Annotated in this window: 16 protein-coding genes; 9 read left to right on the top strand and 7 right to left on the bottom strand. The window is 56.4% G+C overall.

Annotation, left to right across the window (positions count from 1 at the left end; all coding sequences use genetic code 11):
- Window positions 1-163: 163 nt before the first annotated feature.
- The 3 genes from C9J03_RS04610 to priA form a co-directional block, all read right to left on the bottom strand.
- Entirely contained in the window at window positions 164-757 is a 594-nt protein-coding gene (locus C9J03_RS04610) for an SPOR domain-containing protein (RefSeq protein ID WP_044622351.1), read from the bottom strand.
- 157 nt (window positions 758-914) lie between these two features.
- Complete coding sequence (gene cytR / locus C9J03_RS04605; RefSeq protein WP_039469068.1) at window positions 915-1,919, bottom strand: DNA-binding transcriptional regulator CytR; 1,005 nt, start codon at window positions 1,917-1,919, stop codon at window positions 915-917.
- A gap of 172 nt (window positions 1,920-2,091) precedes the next feature.
- Window positions 2,092-4,293 (bottom strand): primosomal protein N', encoded by a 2,202-nt coding sequence (priA, locus tag C9J03_RS04600; protein ID WP_044622352.1) that lies wholly within the window; start codon window positions 4,291-4,293, stop codon window positions 2,092-2,094.
- Between the two features lie 233 nt (window positions 4,294-4,526).
- Here priA and rpmE point away from each other — a divergent pair, with 233 nt between their 5' ends.
- Both rpmE and C9J03_RS04590 read left to right on the top strand, forming a co-directional pair.
- Entirely contained in the window at window positions 4,527-4,739 is a 213-nt protein-coding gene (gene rpmE, locus C9J03_RS04595) for a 50S ribosomal protein L31 (RefSeq protein ID WP_008988141.1), read from the top strand.
- 293 nt (window positions 4,740-5,032) lie between these two features.
- Window positions 5,033-6,283: a malic enzyme-like NAD(P)-binding protein gene (locus C9J03_RS04590; protein WP_039469059.1), complete on the top strand. Its 1,251-nt coding sequence runs from the start codon at window positions 5,033-5,035 to the stop codon at window positions 6,281-6,283.
- 101 nt (window positions 6,284-6,384) lie between these two features.
- Here C9J03_RS04590 and metJ read toward each other — a convergent pair whose 3' ends face one another.
- On the bottom strand, window positions 6,385-6,702 hold the full coding sequence (metJ, locus tag C9J03_RS04585) for a met regulon transcriptional regulator MetJ (protein ID WP_039469057.1): 318 nt from the start codon (window positions 6,700-6,702) through the stop codon (window positions 6,385-6,387).
- 177 nt (window positions 6,703-6,879) lie between these two features.
- Here metJ and C9J03_RS04580 point away from each other — a divergent pair, with 177 nt between their 5' ends.
- The 3 genes from C9J03_RS04580 (at window position 6,880) to metF (ending at window position 11,680) form a co-directional block, all read left to right on the top strand.
- Window positions 6,880-8,046 (top strand): O-succinylhomoserine (thiol)-lyase, encoded by a 1,167-nt coding sequence (locus tag C9J03_RS04580; protein WP_044622353.1) that lies wholly within the window; start codon window positions 6,880-6,882, stop codon window positions 8,044-8,046.
- Window positions 8,047-10,464: a bifunctional aspartate kinase/homoserine dehydrogenase II gene (locus tag C9J03_RS04575; RefSeq protein ID WP_044622354.1), complete on the top strand. Its 2,418-nt coding sequence runs from the start codon at window positions 8,047-8,049 to the stop codon at window positions 10,462-10,464.
- Window positions 10,465-10,789: 325 nt separating this feature from the next.
- A complete protein-coding gene (gene metF / locus C9J03_RS04570; RefSeq protein ID WP_044622355.1) occupies window positions 10,790-11,680 on the top strand; it encodes a methylenetetrahydrofolate reductase in 891 nt (296 codons plus the stop codon).
- A gap of 82 nt (window positions 11,681-11,762) precedes the next feature.
- On the opposite strand, the gene C9J03_RS04565 is transcribed toward metF, so the two are convergent.
- On the bottom strand, window positions 11,763-12,326 hold the full coding sequence (locus tag C9J03_RS04565; RefSeq protein WP_044622356.1) for a PadR family transcriptional regulator: 564 nt from the start codon (window positions 12,324-12,326) through the stop codon (window positions 11,763-11,765).
- Window positions 12,327-12,741: 415 nt separating this feature from the next.
- A complete protein-coding gene (gene ppc / locus C9J03_RS04560; RefSeq protein ID WP_044622357.1) occupies window positions 12,742-15,372 on the bottom strand; it encodes a phosphoenolpyruvate carboxylase in 2,631 nt (876 codons plus the stop codon).
- 622 nt (window positions 15,373-15,994) lie between these two features.
- Between ppc and argC the strand changes: the two genes are divergently transcribed.
- The 4 genes from argC (at window position 15,995) to argH (ending at window position 21,056) form a co-directional block, all read left to right on the top strand.
- Window positions 15,995-17,008, top strand: a complete 1,014-nt coding sequence (gene argC / locus C9J03_RS04555) for an N-acetyl-gamma-glutamyl-phosphate reductase (RefSeq protein ID WP_044622358.1) — start codon at window positions 15,995-15,997, stop codon at window positions 17,006-17,008.
- Window positions 17,009-17,025: 17 nt separating this feature from the next.
- A complete protein-coding gene (gene argB / locus C9J03_RS04550) occupies window positions 17,026-17,811 on the top strand; it encodes an acetylglutamate kinase (protein WP_044622359.1) in 786 nt (261 codons plus the stop codon).
- 99 nt (window positions 17,812-17,910) lie between these two features.
- Window positions 17,911-19,119 carry an argininosuccinate synthase gene (locus C9J03_RS04545; RefSeq protein ID WP_044622360.1) on the top strand — a complete coding sequence of 403 codons (1,209 nt, stop codon included), beginning with the start codon at window positions 17,911-17,913 and terminating at the stop codon, window positions 19,117-19,119.
- A 59-nt stretch (window positions 19,120-19,178) separates the two neighbouring features.
- A complete protein-coding gene (gene argH / locus C9J03_RS04540) occupies window positions 19,179-21,056 on the top strand; it encodes an argininosuccinate lyase (protein ID WP_044622361.1) in 1,878 nt (625 codons plus the stop codon).
- 48 nt (window positions 21,057-21,104) lie between these two features.
- On the opposite strand, the gene C9J03_RS04535 is transcribed toward argH, so the two are convergent.
- Window positions 21,105-21,374: a DUF3624 domain-containing protein gene (locus C9J03_RS04535; RefSeq protein ID WP_044622362.1), complete on the bottom strand. Its 270-nt coding sequence runs from the start codon at window positions 21,372-21,374 to the stop codon at window positions 21,105-21,107.
- Window positions 21,375-21,440 lie beyond the last annotated feature (66 nt).

Here is a 21,440-nt window from a genome sequence, read left to right as displayed (position 1 = left end):
GGCGGGAGTGGTTGTGATGCTTGTTGAACACAGAATTAAATTTCAAAGACGCATAAATACAATCCCTGTAGCTCTAACTCACCTTCCATGGTGAGTAAGCTTTGAAATTTAACCCTGTGAACAAGCTGAAAAAATAGGTTAATTTTCCATATCTTGCTGTTGCTTATTCCCAGAACCAGATCGCGCATGGCTCGATACCGGCACGGCGCAGCTGGTTGCGATCACTCTCCGCCTTGCGCTTTTGCGGGTACGGGCCGAGCACCACCCGGTACCAGTTGCCTTTTTCGCCCTGGCTGACCTTGACTTGGCTGGTCAACCCCTGGAAGGCAATCATCGCCTTGCGCTCTTCGGCTTGGCTCTCGCTGCGGTAGGCGCCGCACTGCATCAGGTACGGGCGGGTAGGAGCTTGCTCTTTCTTGGCTTCAACCTGGACTTCCTTGTTTTCCAGCTCTTCGATGTAACGCCACTTCTCCTCCGGCTTCGGCGGTAGCGGCTTGGTCGTTTTGGGCGTGGTCACAGGTTGCGGTTTGACCGGCTTGGCCGGCTCAGACTTGGCTGCCGGTGGGCTGGTTTTCGGCTGAGATTGGGGCGCCGGGTTGGCGGACAGGAAGTACAGTCCATAGCCCAAGGCACCGACCAAGCACAGGGCGACAGCGGCCCATTTGAACGGGAAACCATTACTTGGGGCTTGATTGCGGTTGCCACGGGGTTTCTTGGCGGCGGCTCGGCCGCGTTTGACGTAATCTTTGGTAGCCACGGTGTTGATCAGTTTAAGATGATTAGAATAAACCTATGGTACAAATTTGCGTCAGCTCTGACCAGACCTTGCGATGCATCCTGACTTTCAGGTTGCACCGTAAGGCATGGGTTTTGTGAGCTCGCCCTAAAAAAACAGCCAATACGGCCGGTTAGGGTTAATTGGCCGGTGGCGCGGCACTTTCCCTGATGACCAGCTTGGCATCGAGCAGGCGAGAGCCGGAGGCGATATCTTTGCCCTTGAGGATATCGAGCAGCATCAGCATCGACTGGCGGCCGATCTCATAGCGCGGCTGGGAGACTGTGGTCAGCGGCGGATCGCAGTATTCGGCAAACTGGATGTCATCGAAGCCGACAATCGACAGGTCTTGCGGTACCCGGAAGCCCAGTCGCTTGGCCTGCTGCATGGCACCAATGGCCATGACATCGTTGTGGCACAGCAGGGCGGTTGGCGGTTCCGGCAGCGACAGCAGCGCGGTCACGGCCCGGGCACCACCGGCAAAGCTGAAATCACTCTTGACGGTATACGCCGGATTCAACTCGGCCCCGGCGCGGCGCAGTGCCTGCTGGTAACCCTGCGAGCGGAACTGGCACAGGGCGGCACTGTCGGGACCGGCAATTTGGGCGATGTGCTTGTGGCCCATCTGGGTCAGGTAGTTGACGGCCTCGAAGGCTGCGGTCAGGTTATCGATATGGACGGTCGGCAGCTCGAGCTCCGGCGCAAATTCACACGCCATAACCATCGGCGGCAAGTTCTTCTGCTCGGGTTTGCTGACATCAAAGGGCAGGTCGGTGCCGAGCAGTAACATCCCGTCAGCTTGCTTGGTGAATACGAGGTTTACGAATGAATTCTCGCGGGTTTTCTGTTGCCCGCTATCGCCAAGCAGGACCAGGTAGCCATGCTCCATTGCCGCTTCTTCGATACCGCGAATGATTTCGGTGAAATAGGGATCACAGATATCGGGTACGATAGTGACGATGGTTTTTGATTCGTTGCGACGTAGATTCCTAGCCAGTGAATTGGGTGAATAGCCAGCATCCATGACAGCTTGCTCGACCTTTTTCCGGGTCGATGCTGACACTTTTTCCGGGTTCATCAGGGCACGGGAAACCGTGGCCGTCGAGACACCGGCGAGCTGGGCAACATCCTTCATTGTCGCCATAGTTAAGGTTCCTCTCTATTATTTTTCTCTCTTTTGCCGCTGGGGGATCATGGCCAAAACGGCCGATACCTGAGCCAGCGAGCTTGTTATTGTAGGCTGTCTGCCGGGGATTAAACATGCTTTAAACAGCATAAATTACATCCGATATGTGATGTACGTCGCATTGTTCATTTTAAGTTAAATCTTGCGGTTCGACATCAATTGACCAGCGGATCTTCTTGGCGAGGGGCAGCAGGGCAATCGCCGGCTTGGCGACCGACAGCCATTGCTGCAGCGCCCTGCGGCTCGGTGCTTGCAACAGCAGCTGCCAGCGGTAGCGCCCCGCCCGGCGAGCCAGTGGAGCCGGGTTGGGCCCCATCACCTGAGTATCCTGGCTGGCGACAGGGCTGGTCTCGAAAATCCCCCGTACCTGCTGCAGAAACTGTTCGACCAGCTCGCTCTGGTTGGCCTCGGCCCGAAGCAGGGCGAGGTAGGTAAAGGGCGGCAGCCAGGCCTGCTTGCGCTCGTTCAGGGCCTCGGCGGCAAAGTGGTCATAGCCCCTGTAGAGCAGCGATTGCAGTAGGGCATGTTCCGGGTGGTGGGTCTGCAGGACCACCTCTCCGGGCTTGCTGGCCCGGCCCGCGCGCCCGGCAACTTGGATAAACAGCTGCGCCAGGCGCTCGCTGGCCCTGAAATCGTTGCTGAACAATGCGCTGTCGACATCAAGCAGCGCAACCAGAGTGACATCGGGGAAATGGTGCCCCTTGGCCAGCATCTGGGTACCAATCAGGATTTGGTACTCGTTGTTGCGAATTGCCTCGAGGTAATTCTCTAGGCTGCCCTTGCGCCGGGTGCTGTCGCGGTCGATACGTACTGTCTTGAAGGTTGGAAAGAGCGTCTCGAGCTGCTGCTCGAGCTGCTCGGTACCGACCCCGACCGCGTTGAGCTGGGTCGAGCCACACTGGCCGCAATGGTGCATCATCGGCCGCTGGGTGGCGCAGTGGTGGCAGCGCAGTTCGCCGCTCTGCTGGTGGAAGGTGTAGTAGGCATCGCAGCGCTGGCATTCGGCCAGCCAGCCACAGTCATGGCAGATCACCGCCGGGGCGAAGCCGCGGCGGTTGAGAAACAGCATTACTTGGTTGCCGGCCTCGAGGTGCTGGCGCATCCGGGCGATCAGCGGGGCGGATAACCCGGCCTCGAGGAACTGTCCCTTGACGTCGAGCACGCCGTGGCGGGCGGCCTGCGCCGAGCCCGCCCGGCGCGACAGGATCAGGTGGTGGTACTTGCCGCTCTTGGCGTTGTGCAGGGTCTCCAGCGCCGGGGTGGCCGAGCCGAGGACTACGGGGATATTGGCCTGGCTGGCGCGCATTACCGCCAAGTCTCTGGCATGGTAGCGCAGGCTGTCTTGTTGCTTGTAGGAAGCGTCATGCTCCTCGTCGACAATAATGATGCCGAGGTTGGCAAACGGGGTGAACAGCGCCGAGCGGGTGCCGATGATGATTCCGGCCTGGTTGTCCCGGCCAGCGAGCCAGGCCGACAGGCGCTCGGTGTCGTTGAGCCCGGAGTGGATGGTTTCCAGCGGCACATTGAAGCGGCGGCGGAAGCGGTTGATGGTCTGCGGGGTCAGGCCTATCTCGGGGACCAGGATCAATGCCTGCTTGCCGGCGGCCAGCACCGGTTCGAGCAGGTTGAGATAGACCTCGGTCTTGCCCGAGCCGGTGACGCCTTCGAGCAGGTAGCAGCCGAAATCCGGGTTGGCGTTGACGCTGGCAATGGCCAGGGCCTGCTCTTCGTTGAGCCGGGGCTTCTCCTCGGTGACGGCAAACTGAGACAGCCAGTGGCGCAGGGCAGGGGTTTGCTCGATGGCTTCGATCCAGCCTTTATCGGCCAGTGCTTTAAGGGTCGCACTGCTAACCTCTTCGGCCAGCATGGCCTCGTGGCTCAGCGCGCCCTGGCGCAGCATGGTCAAGGCTTGGACCTGGCGCGGGGCGCGCTTGAGGGTGGTCAGCGGCTGATTGTGGCCACTTTCGGTCAGCTGCCACATTTTCAGTGCCGAGGGGGCGGCCTCGCGGCCTTTGCGCAGTAGGGCGGGCATGGCGTTGGCCAGGCTGTCGCCGAGCGGGTATTGGTAATATTGGCTGGCCCAGGTCAGCAGCTTGAACAAGCTCGGCTCCCACAGCGGAGCCGAATCTAGTACGGTGTGGATGGGCTTGAGCTGGTTGATGGCAAAGTCGGAGGTATCGGTCAGTGCCATTACGATTCCGACCAGTTGCTGGCGCCCGAACGGCACTTTGACCCGCCCGCCGACGACAGGCTGCTGGCCGGGCTTGACCAGGTAATCAAATTGCTTGTCTAGGGGAACAGGAAGGGCCACTCGGGCAATGTTGGGCGTCATATTTAACCGCTAAATCCGCATCTACTAAGATAGAGAAGTGTACCTTGCCCGGCGTCAGGCGGCAAAGCGGCGAAAAAAGGCGCATATCGGTTGATCTGGGCTGCGCGATTGATTACTATACGCCGCCTGAATTTGGCGTATTGGCAATGTCGCCGTTACGCTTGTTATTAACGACGTGTGGTGCCCGGCTTTGGATCGGGAGAGCGACACGGCCTTACTTTTGAGGTTATCCCATGAAACAAGGTATTCACCCAGAGTACACAGCAGTAAACGCACGTTGTTCTTGCGGCAACACTTTCGTATTTAACTCTACTATGGGTAAAGACATCAACCTTGATGTATGCGACAAGTGTCACCCATTCTACACTGGTAAGCAGCGTCAGGTTAGCTCTGGTGGTCGTATCGACAAATTCAACAAGCGTTTCGGTGCGCTTTCTAGCAAGTAATTGCCAGATGAATTTCGAAAAAAGGGATGCGCAAGCATCCCTTTTTTTATGCCCGTTTTTTATCCCACGTTTTACCCGCTTTATACCTAATCTGCATGTCTCGGCCCGTGGCGCTGGTAAATCACACCGAGAGTTATCCGTCAGGCCGCCATATTCCCCTCAGGTGTCGGGCATTCCGCCCGGGAATCATTGGATCGACCAGATGTTCGGTGCTAGGATTTCGTGCTGCCATAGAATATGATCTATGTCTAAATTCCAAAATAAAGTCACCTCCAGTCAGGATTTCGAACACTATGTCTGAAGATTTTCGCCAACAGGCCCTTCATTACCATGCTTACCCAGTACCCGGCAAAATTGCTGTAGAGCTGACCAAACCGGCCAATACCGTAGAGGATCTCGCGCTTGCCTACAGCCCGGGTGTTGCTGAGCCCGTGCGTGAAATCGCGCAAAACGCGGAAAATGTTTACAAGTACACCGGCAAGGGCAACATGGTTGCGGTGATCACCAACGGTACGGCAATTCTGGGTCTAGGCAACCTTGGCCCATTGGCTTCAAAACCTGTGATGGAAGGTAAGGCTTTGCTGTTCAAGCGTTTTGCTGGCCTTGACTCGATCGATATCGAAGTCAAGCACCGTACGATTGATGAGTTCGTCGATACGGTTGCCAATATTGCCGATACGTTCGGCGGTATCAACCTGGAAGATATCAAGGCGCCTGACTGTTTCGAAATCGAAAAACGCCTGATTGAGCGCTGCCACGTCCCGGTGTTCCATGATGATCAGCACGGTACGGCGATTGTGACTGCAGCGGGTATGCTCAATGCGCTGGAGCTCCAAGGCAAGAAGATCAGCGAAGCGGTGATTGTCTGCCTGGGTGCCGGTGCGGCGGCGGTGGCGTGTATGGAGCTGCTTATCAAGTGCGGTGCCCAGCGCGAGAAGATCTACATGCTTGACCGCAAGGGCGTGATCCATACCCGTCGTGACGACATCAACGAATACAAGCAGCTGTTCGCCAACAACACTGACAAGCGTACTTTGGAAGATGTGATCGAAGGGGCCGATATCTTTGTCGGGGTATCAGGCCCGGATCTGCTGGCACCGGAAGCGCTGAAGCTGATGGCAGACAAACCGGTGGTGTTTGCGTGTTCTAACCCGGACCCGGAAATCAAGCCTGAGCTGGCCCATGCGGTGCGCGATGATCTGATCATGGGGACCGGCCGTTCGGACTACCCGAACCAGGTTAACAATGTCATCTGCTTCCCGTTCATTTTCCGTGGTGCCCTGGATGTTCGTGCCAGCGAGATCAATGACGAGATGAAGCTGGCCGCGGTGGATGCTATCCGGGCGCTGGCCAAAGAGCCGGTACCGGCTGAGGTGATTGCCGCCGCCGGTGCTGACAAGCTGGAGTTTGGCCCGGATTACATCATTCCTAAGCCGATGGATCCTCGCCTTCTGCCACGCGTGGCCAAGGCCGTAGCCCAAGCCGCCGTGGAATCGGGCGTGGCCCAAATCGACATGCCAGCCGGTTATATGGAAGCGAAATAATTTTCGTACATTGCACCGTAAACGAAAAAACCAGCCGCAAGGCTGGTTTTTTTATCGTCAAAATACGGTGGCATTATTGACGCAGACGAATGCACATAGGCTTATTCGGTAATGTCTTCGTAGTTGATCCCCATCTCTTCCATCAGGGCCTTGGCTTCGGCCGGAAGGTCGTCTGGACGGTCTTTACGGATGTCGTCATCAGTAGGAAGCGGCTGTCCGGTGTAGGCGTGCAGGAAAGCCTCGCACAGCAGCTCACTGTTGGTAGCATGGCGTAAGTTATTGACTTGGCGGCGGGTACGCTCGTCGGTCAGAATTTTCAGTACCTTCAATGGAATCGAAACTGTAATTTTTTTTACTTGCTCGTTTTTCTTACCATGTTCCGCGTAAGGGCTGATGTATTCGCCATTCCACTCTGCCATTTTTTACCTTCTCAGCGATATAAAAGTGATGAAATATAGTATGCCTGAATTTTAGCGGGATTTACCGCCATAAGCAAAGACATATAGACGTCTAGAAGTGTTGACGTCCTCTTTGTTTGTGGTTATGTTGTTGCATAAAAGTTATTCACCAGGGCCGCCCTGACAAGGAAAGTAATTATGTGTGACAAGAAGCTAGCCACCGTCGCTGTTCGCACCGGCATCGAATCTGATACCCAGTACAATGCTGTGGTACCCCCTCTCTATTTGACCTCGACCTATAGTTTTGCGCAGTTGGGCGAGGTGCCACAGTATGATTACTCCCGCTCTGGCAACCCGACCCGCAATACGCTGGCCGATGCGCTGGCTGAGCTGGAAGGGGGGGCTGGTGCCGTCGTAACCAACTGCGGAACGGCGGCGATTAACCTGCTGGCTTCTGCATTGATCGGGCCGGATGATTTGATTGTTGCCCCCCATGATTGCTATGGCGGTACTTACCGCCTGTTCAATTCCCGGGCGGCGAAAGGCGATTTCAAAGTCCGCTTTGTCGACCAGACCGATCCGGCAGCCCTGGCCGATGCACTGGCGCTGCAGCCCAAGTTGATTTGGGTGGAAACCCCGTCGAACCCCCTGCTGCGTATTGTCGATGTGGCTGAGCTTTGTGCCGCGGCCAAGCAGGTTGGCGCGCTGGTCGCGGTCGACAACACTTTCCTGTCTCCTATCCTCCAGCAGCCTATTGCCCTTGGGGCAGATTTTGTTGTCCACTCCACCACCAAATACATCAACGGCCATTCGGATGTGGTCGGCGGTGTGCTGATCGCCAAGCAGCAAGAGCATGCCGAAGAGATCGCCTGGTGGGCGAACTGTATCGGTGCAACCGGGGCGCCGTTCGATGCCTATATGACCCTGCGGGGCCTGCGTACACTGGCGCCGAGAATGCGCATGCACGAAGAAAACAGCCGCCAGATCTTGGCCTACCTCCAGCAGCAGCCGATGGTGGGGACGATTTACCACCCGAGCCAGCCGGAGCACCCAGGCCATGCTATCGCCCTCAAGCAGCAGAAGGGCTTTGGGGCGATGCTGAGCTTTGAAATAGCGGGCAGCATGGCGCAGCTGGAGGTGTTTGTGAAGGCGCTAAACTGTTTCTCATTGGCTGAATCGCTCGGCGGGACCGAAAGCCTGATTTGCCACCCGGCCAGTATGACCCATCGTGCGATGTCAGATGAGGCCCAGGCCGAAGCGGGTTTGAAGCCGTCTCTGCTGCGGCTGTCGGTAGGGCTTGAAGATCCCGAGGACTTGATTGCCGATCTGGAACAAGCCTTCAACCTAGCGGCGGAGGGCGTGTAAATGAGCGTTTTGGAAACACGTCAGCTGCATAAGTTCGGGGGGAGCAGCCTGGCTGATCCGCAGTGCTACCTGCGGGTCGCGGAGATCTTGCGCGAGTATTCGAGCGCGAGTGATTTAGTGGTGGTGTCGGCGGCCGGCAAGACCACTAACCGTTTGATTGAGTGGCTTGAGCTGTTGGAGAAAGACGGCCGTCGGGCTCACGAGGCGTTGCAGTCGCTGCGTAAGTTCCAGCAGGAACTGATAGAGTCGCTGCTCGAGGGGGAGGCAGCCGATGCGTTGTTGACCCAGCTGCACCTTGAGTTGGGGGGGCTGTCCGCCATGGCGGAAAAGCCGCTGACCGAGGCGGAGCAGTCCTGGGTGCTGGGCCACGGCGAGCAGTGGTCGGCGCGGTTGTTGGCCGCGTTGTTGAACAAGCAGCAGCTGCCGGCTGTCAGCCTCGACTCGCGCTGCTTTCTGCGCGCCGAGCGGGCAGCCCAGCCGGAAGTCGACCGCGCCCTGTCTTGGCCGCTGCTCAAGGAGCAGTTGGCCCAGTACAGCCATCAACGGGTGGTGATCACCGGATTCATGGCCCAAAACGGGAGCGGCGAGACGGTGCTGCTCGGCCGCAACGGCTCTGACTATTCGGCCACCGTGATCGGAGCGCTGGCGGATGTCGAGCGGGTCACGATTTGGAGTGACGTCGCCGGTGTCTACAGCGCCGACCCGCGCAAGGTTGCCGATGCCTGCCTGCTGCCACTGCTGCGCCTTGATGAGGCCAGTGAGCTGGCGCGCTTGGCGGCACCGGTATTGCATAGCCGTACCTTGCAGCCGGTGGCACAGAGTGCCATTGATCTGACCCTGCGTTGCAGCCACCAGCCGGAGCAGGGCTCGACCCGGGTTGAGCGAGTCCTCGCCTCGGGACGCGGCGCCAAGATCATCACCTCGCTCGATGACGTGTGCCTGATTGAACTGTCGGTGACCCGAGCCCATGACTTCGCACCGATTGCCACCGATATCGAGCGCTTCCTGCAGCGTACCCAGCTGCAGCCGCTTGCCAGCAGCGTTGAGCCGGACAAAGGCCGGGTGCAGCTGGCTTATACCGCCGAAGTGGTCAATAGTGTGCTGGCCCAGCTGCAAGATAGCGGCATCGTGGCGGAGCTAAGGTTGCGCGAGGGCTTCTCGCTGGTGGCGGCAGTGGGGGCCGGGGTGGTGAACAATGCTGTGCATTGCTACGGCTTCTACCAGCAGCTCAAAGGCCAGGCGCTGGAGTTTATCGCTGAGTCGGAATCGGGTCTGAGCTTGGTCGCGGTGCTGCGCAAAGCCGATACCGATAGCCTGATCCAGGGGATCCACCAGAGCTTGTTCCAGGCCCAGAAGCGTATTGGCCTGGTGCTGTGTGGCAAGGGCAATATCGGTAGCCGCTGGCTCGAGTTGTTCGGGGCCGAGAAGGCGACGCTGGAAAAGCGTCACGGAATGAGCTTTACCCTGGTTGGGGTGGTTGACAGCCGTCGTCACTGGATTGACTTTGACGGCATCGATGCCGGCCGAGCCCAGCATGCCTTTGATGACGAAGCGGTGGAATATGAAGGTAGCGAGTGGCTGTCGGTGCTGGCCAGCCACACCTATGATGACGTGATCGTGCTGGATGTGACCGCCAGCAGCGAGCTGGCTGCGCGCTATCCGCAGGTGGCCGAAGCGGGGCTGCATCTGATTTCGGCCAACAAGGTGGCAGGCTCTGCCTCGGGTGATGATTACCATCAGGTGATCGATGCGTTCGCCAAGAGCAGCCGGTTCTGGCTCTACAACGCGACCGTCGGGGCCGGCCTGCCGGTCAACCATACGGTGCGTGATCTGCGCGAGAGCGGCGATGTAATCATTGCCTTGTCGGGGATCTTCTCCGGAACCTTGTCGTGGCTGTTCCAGCAGTATGATGGCTCGGTGCCTTTCTCGCAGCTGGTCGAGCAGGCCTGGCAGCAGGGGCTGACCGAGCCAGATCCGCGCCATGACCTGGACGGCAGCGATGTGATGCGCAAGCTGGTGATCTTGGCTCGAGAATCCGGTCTGTCATTGGAGCCTGAGCAGGTCAGGGTGGAAACCTTGGTGCCTGAGTCGCTGGCTGCTCTTGGGGTCGATGACTTTTTCGAACAGTCCGTAGAGTTGGATGAGCTGCTCTATGAGCGGCTGGGCAAGGCCCAGAAAGAGGAGAAAGTCCTGCGCTATATTGCCCGGCTTGATCGCCACGGAAAGGCGGCGGTGGGGATCGAGGCGTTGCCGCGCGAGCATGCTCTGGCTAACTTGCTGCCTTGCGATAACATCTTTGCGATTGAAAGCCGCTGGTACCGCGATAATCCGTTGGTGATCCGTGGACCGGGGGCGGGCCGTGATGTGACGGCCGGGGCGCTGCTGTCGGATATCAACCGCCTGGCGTCGATGTTGTAATCAGGCTGCCAACTACCGCCTCTCGTCAGTGAAATTCACTGGCTAAAGGAAGGTGATCCAGTGCAATGGTCTGGGTGGTTGAGCTTGCCTAGCTCAAGTGTCCATGACTATCGTTTATGACCGACAAGCCCGCTGTTTGCGGGCTTTTTAGTGGCCGGGCAATGTTGAAGATCCTGCAATTTGAAGTTGAGAAATATTCATGATCATCGTGTTGACATTAAATTGGTTACAAGACATTCTGTAGACATATAGACGTCTAAACGGTTATTTGGATGACGTCAGTTTTAGGGAGCGGCCGCGTGCCAACAAGAGTAAGGAATGGATTATGGGGTATTCATACGCAAGCCACTTGGATTCACTGAACCAGAATATTGCTGACATTGACGGCAACATCAATGTGTCGTTCGAATTCTTTCCGCCAAGCAGCGAGCAGATGGAGCAGACGCTGTGGAATTCCATTCACCGCCTGAAAACGCTGCAACCTAAGTTCGTCTCGGTGACTTACGGGGCTAACTCGGGTGAGCGTGACCGTACCCACTCGATTATCAAAGACATCAAGGAGCAGACCGGCTTGGTGGCGGCACCGCACTTGACCTGTATCGATGCGACCCGCGATGAACTGCGCAGCATTGCCCGCGACTACTGGAACAACGGTATCCGCGATATCGTTGCCCTGCGCGGCGATTTGCCGGCCCAGGGGGTCAAGCCGGATATGTATGCGGCGGACTTGGTTGAGCTGCTGCGCTCGGAAGCCGACTTCGATATCTCGGTGGCAGCGTACCCGGAAGTGCATCCTGAAGCCAAGAGTGCCCAGGCCGACCTGATCAACCTCAAGCGCAAGGTCGATGCCGGTGCCTGCCGTGCCATCACCCAGTTCTTCTTTGACGTTGAAAGCTACCTGCGCTTCCGTGACCGCTGCGTGGCGGCGGGGATCGATGTTGAAATCGTACCGGGGATCCTGCCGGTTTCCAACATGAAGCAGGCCAAGCGCTTTGCCAACGCCAATAACGTCAAGATCCCGGGCTGGCTGGAGAAGCAGTACGAAGGGCTGGACGACGATTTGCTCAGCCGCCAGATGGTAGGGGCCAGCAATGCGATCGATATGGTGCGGGTACTGAGCCGCGAAGGGGTGAAGGACTTCCACTTCTATACCCTTAACCGCGCCGAACTGACCTATGCCATCTGCCATACGCTGGGGGTGCGTGCCAAGGCCTGATGCGAGAAGGCCGGCACCAAGTGATAAATAAAAGAAAAGCCGCTCGGAGCGGCTTTTTTATGTTCTTCGCTGAAGTTAAAACTTACAGGGCAACAGGGCTGCCAGCGGAGTCCATGTCTTTCAGCTCAGCCAGTACTTCTTCGGCCCAGTCAATCCATGCCTGACGGTTGTGGATCGCTCGGCGAAGGGTTAGACGGTCAAGACGGGATTGGCGATCGAGGTTCTTGTGGTCAGCAAAATGGATTTTCTCCATTTCGTTGTAATGGTTGATTAGTGTGTGTGACTCTTCGATCAGGCCTTCAAGCTGCTGCTGCATCGGCTCTGAATTGTGGACACCGCACACGACCAGCTTGGCAGAAAATTCATCGCGGATGGTTGGGTTTCGGGCTGGCTCTTGGAACCACTCAAACAGTGCCTGACGGCCCAGATCGGTAATGGAATAGACCTTGCGATCGGGTTTGCCTTCTTGCGGCTCCAGTTTGCAGGTTACCTGGTCATTGCCGGCCATCTTGTTCAGCTCGCGGTATACTTGCTGGTGGCTGGCTTTCCAGAAGTAGCCAATACTGTGGGAAAACTCTTTGGTGATATCGTAACCGGTGGCATCTCGGTTACTCAACACAGTCAAAATAACGTGTGGTAGTGACATCTCTTCTATCCGTTAAAATACTACAAAAAAATAACTCAATCGGCATGGCCTGAGACGGCCGCAACGTACCCATCGCTCATTGGCGTTTTTATAATCGTGCTGTTGCAGTGCCTGATCAAGATCACGTAGCATACACATCAATGAGCTAATTTTCGACATCAGAGCGTGATATCGACGAAAACTGGTGCAACCAATTGCCCGTCTTGTGATGCTGGTCTATATATTGCCTGTTATTTGCTATTCATTCTTTGATGCAAATTGTTTTGCATCAAACAATTTCACTGCGTGTGGTTTAGTTTAGTTAAACCCGTGTTGGCAGTACTGTCTCAATAGTGAGGCGATGTGAAGTTGTGGAGAAAAGAAAAGGCTAGCGCATCAGGCGCTAGCCTTTTATGTCGAATATGTCGCGTGCCGGTTAGCCGGTGTTTCGCATACCGGTCGCGATACCAGCAATGGTGACCATCAGTGCTTCTTCCAGCATCGGCGATGGCGTCTCCTGGCGGCGGGTACGGTAGAGCAACTCGGCCTGCAGCATATTCAGCGGCTCGACATAGATGTTACGCAGGCGGATTGACTCGGCACCCCATGGGTTTTGTTCCATCAGGTGGGCACTGTTTTCCACGTTCAGCACCGCCTTGATGTCTTTTTGCAGTTGCTCACGTAGCTTCTGTCCCATAGGCCACAGTGACTTGTCGGTCAGGCGCTGGTCGTAGTATTCCGCAATGCCGATATTGGTCTTGGTAAATACCATTTCCAGCATCCCCAGGCGGGTTGAGAAGAATGGCCACTCGCGGCACATTTCCTCAAGCTGAGCGGCATGGCCCTTGTCAATCGAGAACTGGATGGCCTCACCGGCACCCAACCAAGCTGGCAGGATCAGGCGGTTCTGGCTCCAGGCGAAGATCCATGGGATCGCGCGCAAGCTTTCCACACCGCCTTTCGGGTTACGCTTGGCTGGACGTGAGCCCAACGGCAATTTGCCCAACTCGAGCTCAGGGGTTGCCGCACGGAAGTACGGGACAAACTCCGGATTGCCACGCACCACATCGCGGTAAGCGTCGCAGGACACTTCAGACAGCACATCCATCAGCTCGCGCCATTCTTGCTTCGGCTGCGGAGGCGGCATCAGGTTCGCTTCCAAAATTGCGCTGGCGTACAGGCTCAGGCTGTTTACCGCTACTTCTGGTAGACCCAGTTTGAAGCGGATCATTTCGCCTTGCTCTGTCACACGCAAGCCGCCTTTCAGGCTACGTGGTGGTTGAGACAACAGGGCCGCGTGCGCTGGCGCGCCACCTCGGCCGATAGAGCCGCCACGGCCGTGGAACAGGGTCAGCTCGACGCCAGCTTCCTCACACACCTCAACCAGCGACTCCATCGCATGGTACTGGGCCCAGCCTGCGGCCATGACGCCGGCATCTTTGGCGGAGTCGGAGTAACCGATCATTACCATCTGGTGGTTCTGGATATAGCCACGGTACCAGTCGATGTTCATCAACTGCTTGATCACGCCCTCGGCATTGTTGAGATCGTCCAGGGTTTCAAACAGCGGGCAAACATCCATACGGAACTTGCAACCGGCTTCTTGCAATAGCAAGTGAACAGCCAGGACATCAGATGCGGTGCGGGCCATGGAAATCACATACGCGCCCAAGGCTTCGCGAGGCTGGTCGGCAATGGCCTTGCAGGTTTCGATCACTTCTTTGACTTCGTCAGAAGGTGCCCAGTCGCGCGGTAGCAACGGACGTTTGGAAGACAGTTCGCGCACCAGGAAGGCGACTTTGTCCTGCTCGCTCCATTGGTCGTAGTCGCCGAGGCCAAGGTAGCGGGTTAGCTCGGAAATCACGTTGGAGTGACGGGTGCTCTCTTGGCGGATGTCCAGACGAACCAGGTGGACACCGAAACACTTGATGCGGCGCAGTACGTCGAGCAACAGGCCATCGGCGATGATCCCCATGTCACAGTCGTGGAGTGAGCGGTAGCAGGCGTAAAGCGGATCCCACAGCTGGCTGATATCGTCGATGATACCGTAGCTTGGCGCGTCGAGGCCTTTGATCTTGGCATCTAGCACATCACGGGTATTGGTCAGCTTGGCACGCAGATCTTTCAAGATGGCACGGTAAGGTTCATGCTCGTCACCGGCAAGATCGCGGACCTCGTCGTTGCACTTGACCATCGACAGCTCGCTGACCAGCTCCTTGACGTCCTGTAGGTAGAGATCGGCAGCTTTCCAGCGCGAGAGCAGCAGTACTTCACGGGTCACTTCAGAGGTCACAAACGGGTTACCGTCACGGTCACCACCCATCCAGGATGAGAAGGTGACCGGGGCTGCGTCGATTGGCAGGCCTTCGCCCAGATGAGCCGTTAGCTTCTCGTCAAACTGGCGCAGGAACTCCGGCACCGCTTGCCATAGCGAGTTTTCAACCACCGCAAAGCCCCACTTGGCTTCATCAAGCGGTGTCGGGCGTTGCTTGCGGATCACATCGGAATGCCATGCCTGGGCGATCAGCTGTTCAAGGCGGCGTTCGACGCGCTGGCGCTCGCTGGTGGACAGTTCGCTCAATTCCAGTTTGGACAGGCATTTATTGATCTGTACCAGCTTGTGGATCATGGTCCGGCGGGCAATTTCCGTCGGGTGGGCCGTGAGTACCAGGTCAATGTTGAGATCGCGTACTGCCTGGATCGAGTCGAATTGGCTGATGTCCTGCTCATCCAGCTTGGCGAACAGGGCATCAATAGAGTCTGGGCTGCAGATATGTTCTTCGCTGTGGCGGGAAACCGTGTGGTACTGCTCGGCAATATTGGTCAGGTTCAGGAACTGGCTGAAGGCCCGGGCTACAGGCAGCAGCTGGTCATCCGGCAGGTTCTGCAGCTCGTCGATCAGCTTGGCACGATCGTCCTGGTTTCCTGCGCGGGCAGATTTGGACAGTTTGCGGATGGTCTCTACTTTGCTCAGTAGCTCCTCACCATGCGCTTCCTTGATTGTCGTCCCCAGCATGTGGCCGAGCATACTGACGTTGCTTCTAAGCGCGCTGTACTTTTCGTTCATATCGCATCCATCTCGTAAATTTATTACATCCGATTAACTCAATAGACAACAATCTAGCCGTGTTCAGGCTTTGAGGTCAACATTGTTCGGCAGAACCGGTAAGAAAACGACAGTGCATTGATTTTTATCATGTTATGAAAGCAGATTTGTAACAAAGTATTCTGAAATACGGTGTGATAAAGCACAAAATCTGTGTGCTTGTTGTGCAATATGTCGATAAAGGTGGCATTTGGGCGGTAATTTAGTGCTTTGTGCTGTGGTTTGCAGGGGAGGGGCCAACCGAGCCGGGGCCCTCCTGATTGATTTGCGTTTTTTCCTCTCCAGGGAGTTGACAGCGATAGGAAATATCGGTAAACATATTAATTCAAAAGATGTGAATAAAAATATTCACGCCGCGTCAGGGTTAACATGCAAGGAATGTTAACCGAATGGCATCAGATATTGTAACGGCACTGAAATAGGTACGAAGCCCCATGAACCAAGCGACTAGCCAATCACAACACGCCCTCCGACGACGCTGAGTTTCGCTTGGTGCCTCTGCGCACCCCATCTCGAGGCAGCCTGGCTGCTAGCTCCACCCTCTAAACCAAAGCACCCACAAACCAAAAGACACGGATTGATTATGTTGAACACCCATATTATCGGTGCCAGCGGCTACACCGGCGCAGAGCTGGCCAAAATGGTACACCTACATCCACACCTCAAGCTGGCAGGTTTATATGTGTCAGCCAACAGCCTCGATGCTAACAAGCCGATCAGTGAACTCCACGGTCAGCTAAAAGGCGTTGTCGACTTGCCGTTACAGCCGCTTTGTTCACCACAGGATGTCGCCCAGGCAGGAGATATCGTTCTGCTGGCAACCGCCCATGAAGTGAGTCATGACTTGGCGCCGATTTTTTTGGTGCGTGGCTGTCAGGTGTTTGATTTGTCAGGGGCATTTCGGGTGCAGGGTGACACTTTCTATACCCAGTACTATGGCTTTGAGCACCAGTTCCCGACGTGGCTGGAGAAAGCGGTTTATGGCCTTGCCGAGTGGAACCATGATGCTATTGCCAGCGCCCAGCTCGTTGCTGTGCCGGGCTGTTACCCAACCGCTTCGCAGTTGGCTTTAAAACCACTACTTGAAAGTGAGCTATTGGATACCCAGCAGTGGCCGGTGATCAACGCAGTCAGTGGTGTGTCCGGGGCAGGCCGCAAGGCATCAATGACCAACAGCTTTTGCGAAGTCAGCCTGCAGGCCTACGGTATTTTCAGCCACCGCCACCAGCCTGAAATCGCCACCCACCTCGGCCAGCAGGTGATCTTTACTCCCCATCTCGGCAACTTCAAGCGAGGGATCTTGGCGACCATCACTGCCAAGCTGGTCGACGGTGTCACCACTGAGCAGGTTGAAGCTGCGATGCAAGCTGCCTATGCCGCTGACGGCGACAAGCATGCCGTTCGTTTGCTGGGCCAGCAGGCGGCGAAGCTGCAGAGTGTGGTCGGCACCTGCTTCTGTGATATCGGTTGGCAGATACAGGATAGACACATAATTTTAACGTCTGCGATTGACAACTTGCTCAAGGGCGCGTCATCGCAAGCGATGCAGTGCATAAATATTCGAAATGGTTTTCCACAGCTTACAGCGTTGGTCTAACGGTCAGGAGAGTAGCAATGAGTCAGGTTCCTTTGGTGATAAAGCTAGGCGGTGCAGTGCTGTCTTGCGGTGAAACCCTAGAAAAATTATTTGGTGCGATCGGTACCTACCAGCAGCAGGCGCAGCGCCCGCTGGTTCTGGTGCATGGCGGCGGCTACCTGGTCGATGATCTGATGGCCAAGTTGCAGCTGGACACGGTGAAAAAAGAAGGCCTGCGGGTCACGCCGGTTGAGCAGATCCCTTTCATCGCCGGAGCATTGGCTGGTACTGCCAACAAGCTGCTGCAGGGGCAGGCAAAGAAAGCGGGTGTTGCTGCGGTCGGCCTGAGCTTGGCCGATGGTGGCCTGTGTAACGTGACCGAGCTGGATCCTGAGCTGGGCGCGGTGGGCAAGGCCGAGCCGGGGGACAGCAGTCTGGTGAGTCAAATCATGCAGGCGGGGTTCTTGCCGATTGTCAGCTCGATTGGCCTTGATGGCACCGGCCAGCTGATGAATGTCAATGCCGATCAGGCTGCGGTGGCCGTCGCGGCAGCCCTGGACGGTGAGCTGGTACTGCTGTCGGATGTCAGCGGGGTACTGGATGGCAAAGGCAAGCTGATCAGCGAGCTGACCGAGACACAGGCTGAAACACTGATCGCTCAGGCGGTGATCACCGATGGCATGGTCGTCAAAGTGCGCGCCGCCTTTGAAGCCGCCAATGCCCTAGGGCGCTCGATTGAAGTGGCGACCTGGCGCTACCCGGACAAACTGGCGGCGCTGTTTGATGGCCAGAGCATCGGGACCAAATTTTCTCCGCAGGCGTAATGCCTACGGTAAAGAACACAGTTAAGACACACATTAGTACATATGGATTGAGATAACGCCTGAGCGGGAAGACCGTCGAACAGGCATCAGGAGAGAGTTATGAGCAAAGTAAATAAAGTGGTATTGGCTTATTCCGGCGGTCTGGACACCTCGGCAATCATTCCTTGGTTGAAAGAAAACTATGACTGCGAAGTGGTGGCATTCGTGGCCGATGTCGGCCAGGGTGAGGAAGAGCTGGAAGGCATCGAAGAGAAAGCCTTGGCTTCTGGTGCATCGGCCTGCTACATCGCCGATCTGAAAGAAGAGATGGTCAAGGATTACATCTACCCAAGCTTGAAGACCGGTGCGGTTTACGAGGGCAAGTACCTGCTGGGTACTTCGATGGCCCGTCCAATTATTGCCAAGGCGCAGGTTGAGTGTGCGCTGGAAGTCGGTGCTGATGCCCTTTGCCATGGCTGTACCGGTAAAGGTAATGATCAGGTCCGTTTCGAAAGTGCCTATGCGGCGCTGGCACCGCAGCTAGAAGTGATTGCACCGTGGCGTGAATGGGATCTGCGCAGCCGTGAAGCCCTGCTGGATTACCTGGCCGAGCGCGATATCCCTTGTTCTGCCTCGCTGGAAAAAATCTACTCCCGTGATGCCAATGCTTGGCATATCTCTACTGAAGGTGGTGTTTTGGAAGAGACGTGGAACCAGCCGAATGAACTGTGCTGGGTATGGACCAAGGATCCTGAAGCGGCGCCGGATAAACCTGAGCTAGTTTCGATCCTGGTTGAGAAGGGCGAAATTGTCGCGGTGGACGGTGAAGCCATGTCGCCATACAACGCGCTGGTTTACCTCAACGAGAAAGGTGCCGAGCACGGCATTGGCCGTATCGACATCGTCGAGAACCGCCTGGTCGGCATCAAATCCCGTGGCTGTTACGAAACCCCGGGCGGCACCATTATGAATGAAGCCCTGCGTGCGGTAGAGCAGCTGGTACTGGACAAAGACTCCTTTGAGTTCCGTGAAAGCATTGGCCTCAAAGCGTCCCACCTGATCTACGATGGCCGTTGGTTCACGCCGCTTTGCAAGTCTTTGCTGGCTGCCGCACAAGAGCTGTCACAAGATGTGAGCGGTGAGGTTGTTGTCAAACTGTATAAAGGCCAAGCTACGGTAGTACAGAAGCGTTCGGCCAATAGCCTGTATTCCGAAGAGTTCGCCACCTTCGGTGAGGACGAGGTATACGACCACAGCCATGCTGGTGGTTTCATCCGCCTTTACTCGCTGGCAAGTCGTATCCGTGCGCTGAACGAACAGAAGAAATAACCCAGACCACGACATTATAAATAACGAGCAAGTCGAGCAAGATACACAGGAGAAAGGCCATGGCACTATGGGGCGGACGGTTCAGTCAGGCGGCTGACACACGGTTTAAGCAGTTCAACGATTCATTGCGTTTTGATTACCGTTTGGCGGAGCAGGACATCGTCGGCTCGATCGCCTGGTCGAAGGCGCTGCGCCAGGTCAATGTGCTGACCGACGAGGAGCAGCAGCGCCTCGAGCTGGCACTCAACGAGCTGAAGCTGGCTGTAATGGAAGATCCGGAGCAGATTTTGCGTTCTGATGCTGAGGATATCCATAGTTGGGTTGAGCAGCAGTTGATCGGTAAGGTCGGTGACCTGGGCAAGAAGCTCCATACCGGGCGTTCGCGTAATGATCAGGTAGCGACCGATCTCAAGTTGTGGTGTCGCCAGCAGGGACAGCAGTTGCTGTTGATGCTGGATCAGCTGCAGAACCAGCTGGTAACGGTGGCTCGCCAGCACCAAGCGACAGTCTTGCCGGGCTACACCCACTTGCAGCGGGCCCAGCCGGTCACTTTTGCCCATTGGTGCTTGGCTTATGTCGAGATGTTCGAACGTGACTACTCGCGTTTGTCTGATGCGCTGAACAGGTTGGATACCTGCCCGCTGGGCTCCGGCGCGCTGGCTGGTACCGCTTACCCGATTGACCGTGAGGTGCTGGCCCATAGCTTGGGTTTCCAGCGAGCGACCCGCAACAGTCTTGATTCGGTGTCGGATCGCGACCATGTGATGGAGCTGCTGTCGACCGCATCGATTTCGATGTTGCACCTGTCGCGGATGGCAGAAGATCTGATCTTCTACAACTCCGGTGAATCAAACTTCATCGAGCTGGCCGATACCGTCACCTCCGGCTCGTCCCTGATGCCGCAGAAGAAGAATCCGGATGCCCTGGAGCTGATCCGTGGCAAATGCGGCCGGGTTTACGGCGCGATGACCGGCATGATGATGACAGTCAAGGCGCTGCCATTGGCCTACAACAAAGACATGCAGGAAGACAAAGAGGGGCTCTTCGATGCACTCGACAGCTGGTATGAGTGCATGGAAATGGCAGCACTGTGCTTTGAAGGCATCAAGGTCAACAAGGAGCGGACGCTGGAAGCGGCGATGCAGGGCTATTCCAATGCCACTGAGCTGGCAGATTATCTGGTCGCCAAGGGGATCCCGTTCCGTGAGGCCCACCATATTGTCGGTGTCGCCGTCGTTGCGGCGATCGAGAAAGGCTGTGCGCTTGAAGAGCTGTCGCTGGCCGAGATGAAGGCCTTCTCCGAGGTCATTGACGAGGACGTATATCCAATCCTCACCATTGAGTCTTGCTTGGAGAAGCGCTGCGCCTTGGGCGGTGTGGCACCGAATCAGGTCGACTTTGCCATTGGTCAAGCAGAGAAGCGTCTCGAGAAACGCTACTCGCCTGGGGTGAAAGTAAGGGGGGCGCGTCTGACCGATCTTGATGCGCTCGAGGGGATGGTTGCTTACTGGGCCGGCCTTGGCGAGAACCTGCCGCGGATGCGCAATGAACTGGTGCGTGATATCGGCTCGTTCGCCGTTGCTGAGCATCATGGAACGGTTACCGGTTGTGCATCCTTGTATGTCTACGATTCAGGCTTGGCCGAAATTCGTTCGCTGGGCGTGGAAGCGGGCTGGCAGCAGCAGGGGCAGGGCAAGGCGATAGTCGAGTACCTGATTGAGAAAGCTGGGCAGATGGCGATCAAAAAAGTGTTCGTGCTGACCCGGGTACCGGAATTCTTCATGAAGCAAGGTTTTGTACCGACGTCGAAATCGCTGTTGCCTGAGAAGGTGATGAAAGACTGTGACCGCTGTCCGCGCCAACATGCCTGTGACGAAGTGGCGCTGGAAGTTCGCATGGATCAGGAGCAGGTTATCCCGACGATCAATGTGGCCTGAGCCTTAGCGCCAGCATGATACGATTCTCTTAGTCTATTTGCCCGGCAATTATGTCGGGCTTTTTTTATCTACCGACTTTGCTCGAGTAGCCTTTACGCGCAGTTGCCACGCGCGAATGCCATGGGCCAGCAGTAGCAAGGTCGTACTGCTGGCGGCAACAAAGACGGTGATGGCTTCGATGGTGGCCGGCTGGTGGCGGTAGAAGGTAAGCCAGATGAACCAGCCAAACGGGCTTAATACTGATAACTGGCGAATACAACGTCGGCAGCGTCCGAGTTTGTGCCAGAATTCAGAGCGAGTGCAGGCTTGGCATCCCATGTGGTTATTCTCCTTTATTTACTCGAGCCAGTTTATCTTTGATGACAGCTGCCGGAAACAAAAAAA

The sequence above is a fragment of the Photobacterium gaetbulicola genome, assembly GCF_003025515.1.
Classification (GTDB): Bacteria; Pseudomonadota; Gammaproteobacteria; order Enterobacterales; family Vibrionaceae; genus Photobacterium; species Photobacterium gaetbulicola.
This window is presented reverse-complemented; position numbering and strand designations above follow the sequence as displayed.

Bases quoted from the DNA above. Each gene is read 5' to 3' on its own strand.
- cytR (WP_039469068.1), bottom strand. From the start codon at position 1,919: ATGGCGACAATGAAGGATGTTGCCCAGCTCGCCGGTGTCTCGACGGCC.
- C9J03_RS04545 (WP_044622360.1), top strand. From the start codon at position 17,911: ATGAGCAAAGTAAATAAAGTGGTATTGGCTTATTCCGGCGGTCTGGAC.
- C9J03_RS04565 (WP_044622356.1), bottom strand. From the start codon at position 12,326: ATGTCACTACCACACGTTATTTTGACTGTGTTGAGTAACCGAGATGCC.
- C9J03_RS04590 (WP_039469059.1), top strand. From the start codon at position 5,033: ATGTCTGAAGATTTTCGCCAACAGGCCCTTCATTACCATGCTTACCCA.
- argC (WP_044622358.1), top strand. From the start codon at position 15,995: ATGTTGAACACCCATATTATCGGTGCCAGCGGCTACACCGGCGCAGAG.
- argH (WP_044622361.1), top strand. From the start codon at position 19,179: ATGGCACTATGGGGCGGACGGTTCAGTCAGGCGGCTGACACACGGTTT.
- priA (WP_044622352.1), bottom strand. From the start codon at position 4,293: ATGACGCCCAACATTGCCCGAGTGGCCCTTCCTGTTCCCCTAGACAAG.
- metF (WP_044622355.1), top strand. From the start codon at position 10,790: ATGGGGTATTCATACGCAAGCCACTTGGATTCACTGAACCAGAATATT.
- ppc (WP_044622357.1), bottom strand. From the start codon at position 15,372: ATGAACGAAAAGTACAGCGCGCTTAGAAGCAACGTCAGTATGCTCGGC.
- C9J03_RS04535 (WP_044622362.1), bottom strand. From the start codon at position 21,374: ATGGGATGCCAAGCCTGCACTCGCTCTGAATTCTGGCACAAACTCGGA.
- C9J03_RS04575 (WP_044622354.1), top strand. From the start codon at position 8,047: ATGAGCGTTTTGGAAACACGTCAGCTGCATAAGTTCGGGGGGAGCAGC.
- rpmE (WP_008988141.1), top strand. From the start codon at position 4,527: ATGAAACAAGGTATTCACCCAGAGTACACAGCAGTAAACGCACGTTGT.
- metJ (WP_039469057.1), bottom strand. From the start codon at position 6,702: ATGGCAGAGTGGAATGGCGAATACATCAGCCCTTACGCGGAACATGGT.
- argB (WP_044622359.1), top strand. From the start codon at position 17,026: ATGAGTCAGGTTCCTTTGGTGATAAAGCTAGGCGGTGCAGTGCTGTCT.
- C9J03_RS04580 (WP_044622353.1), top strand. From the start codon at position 6,880: ATGTGTGACAAGAAGCTAGCCACCGTCGCTGTTCGCACCGGCATCGAA.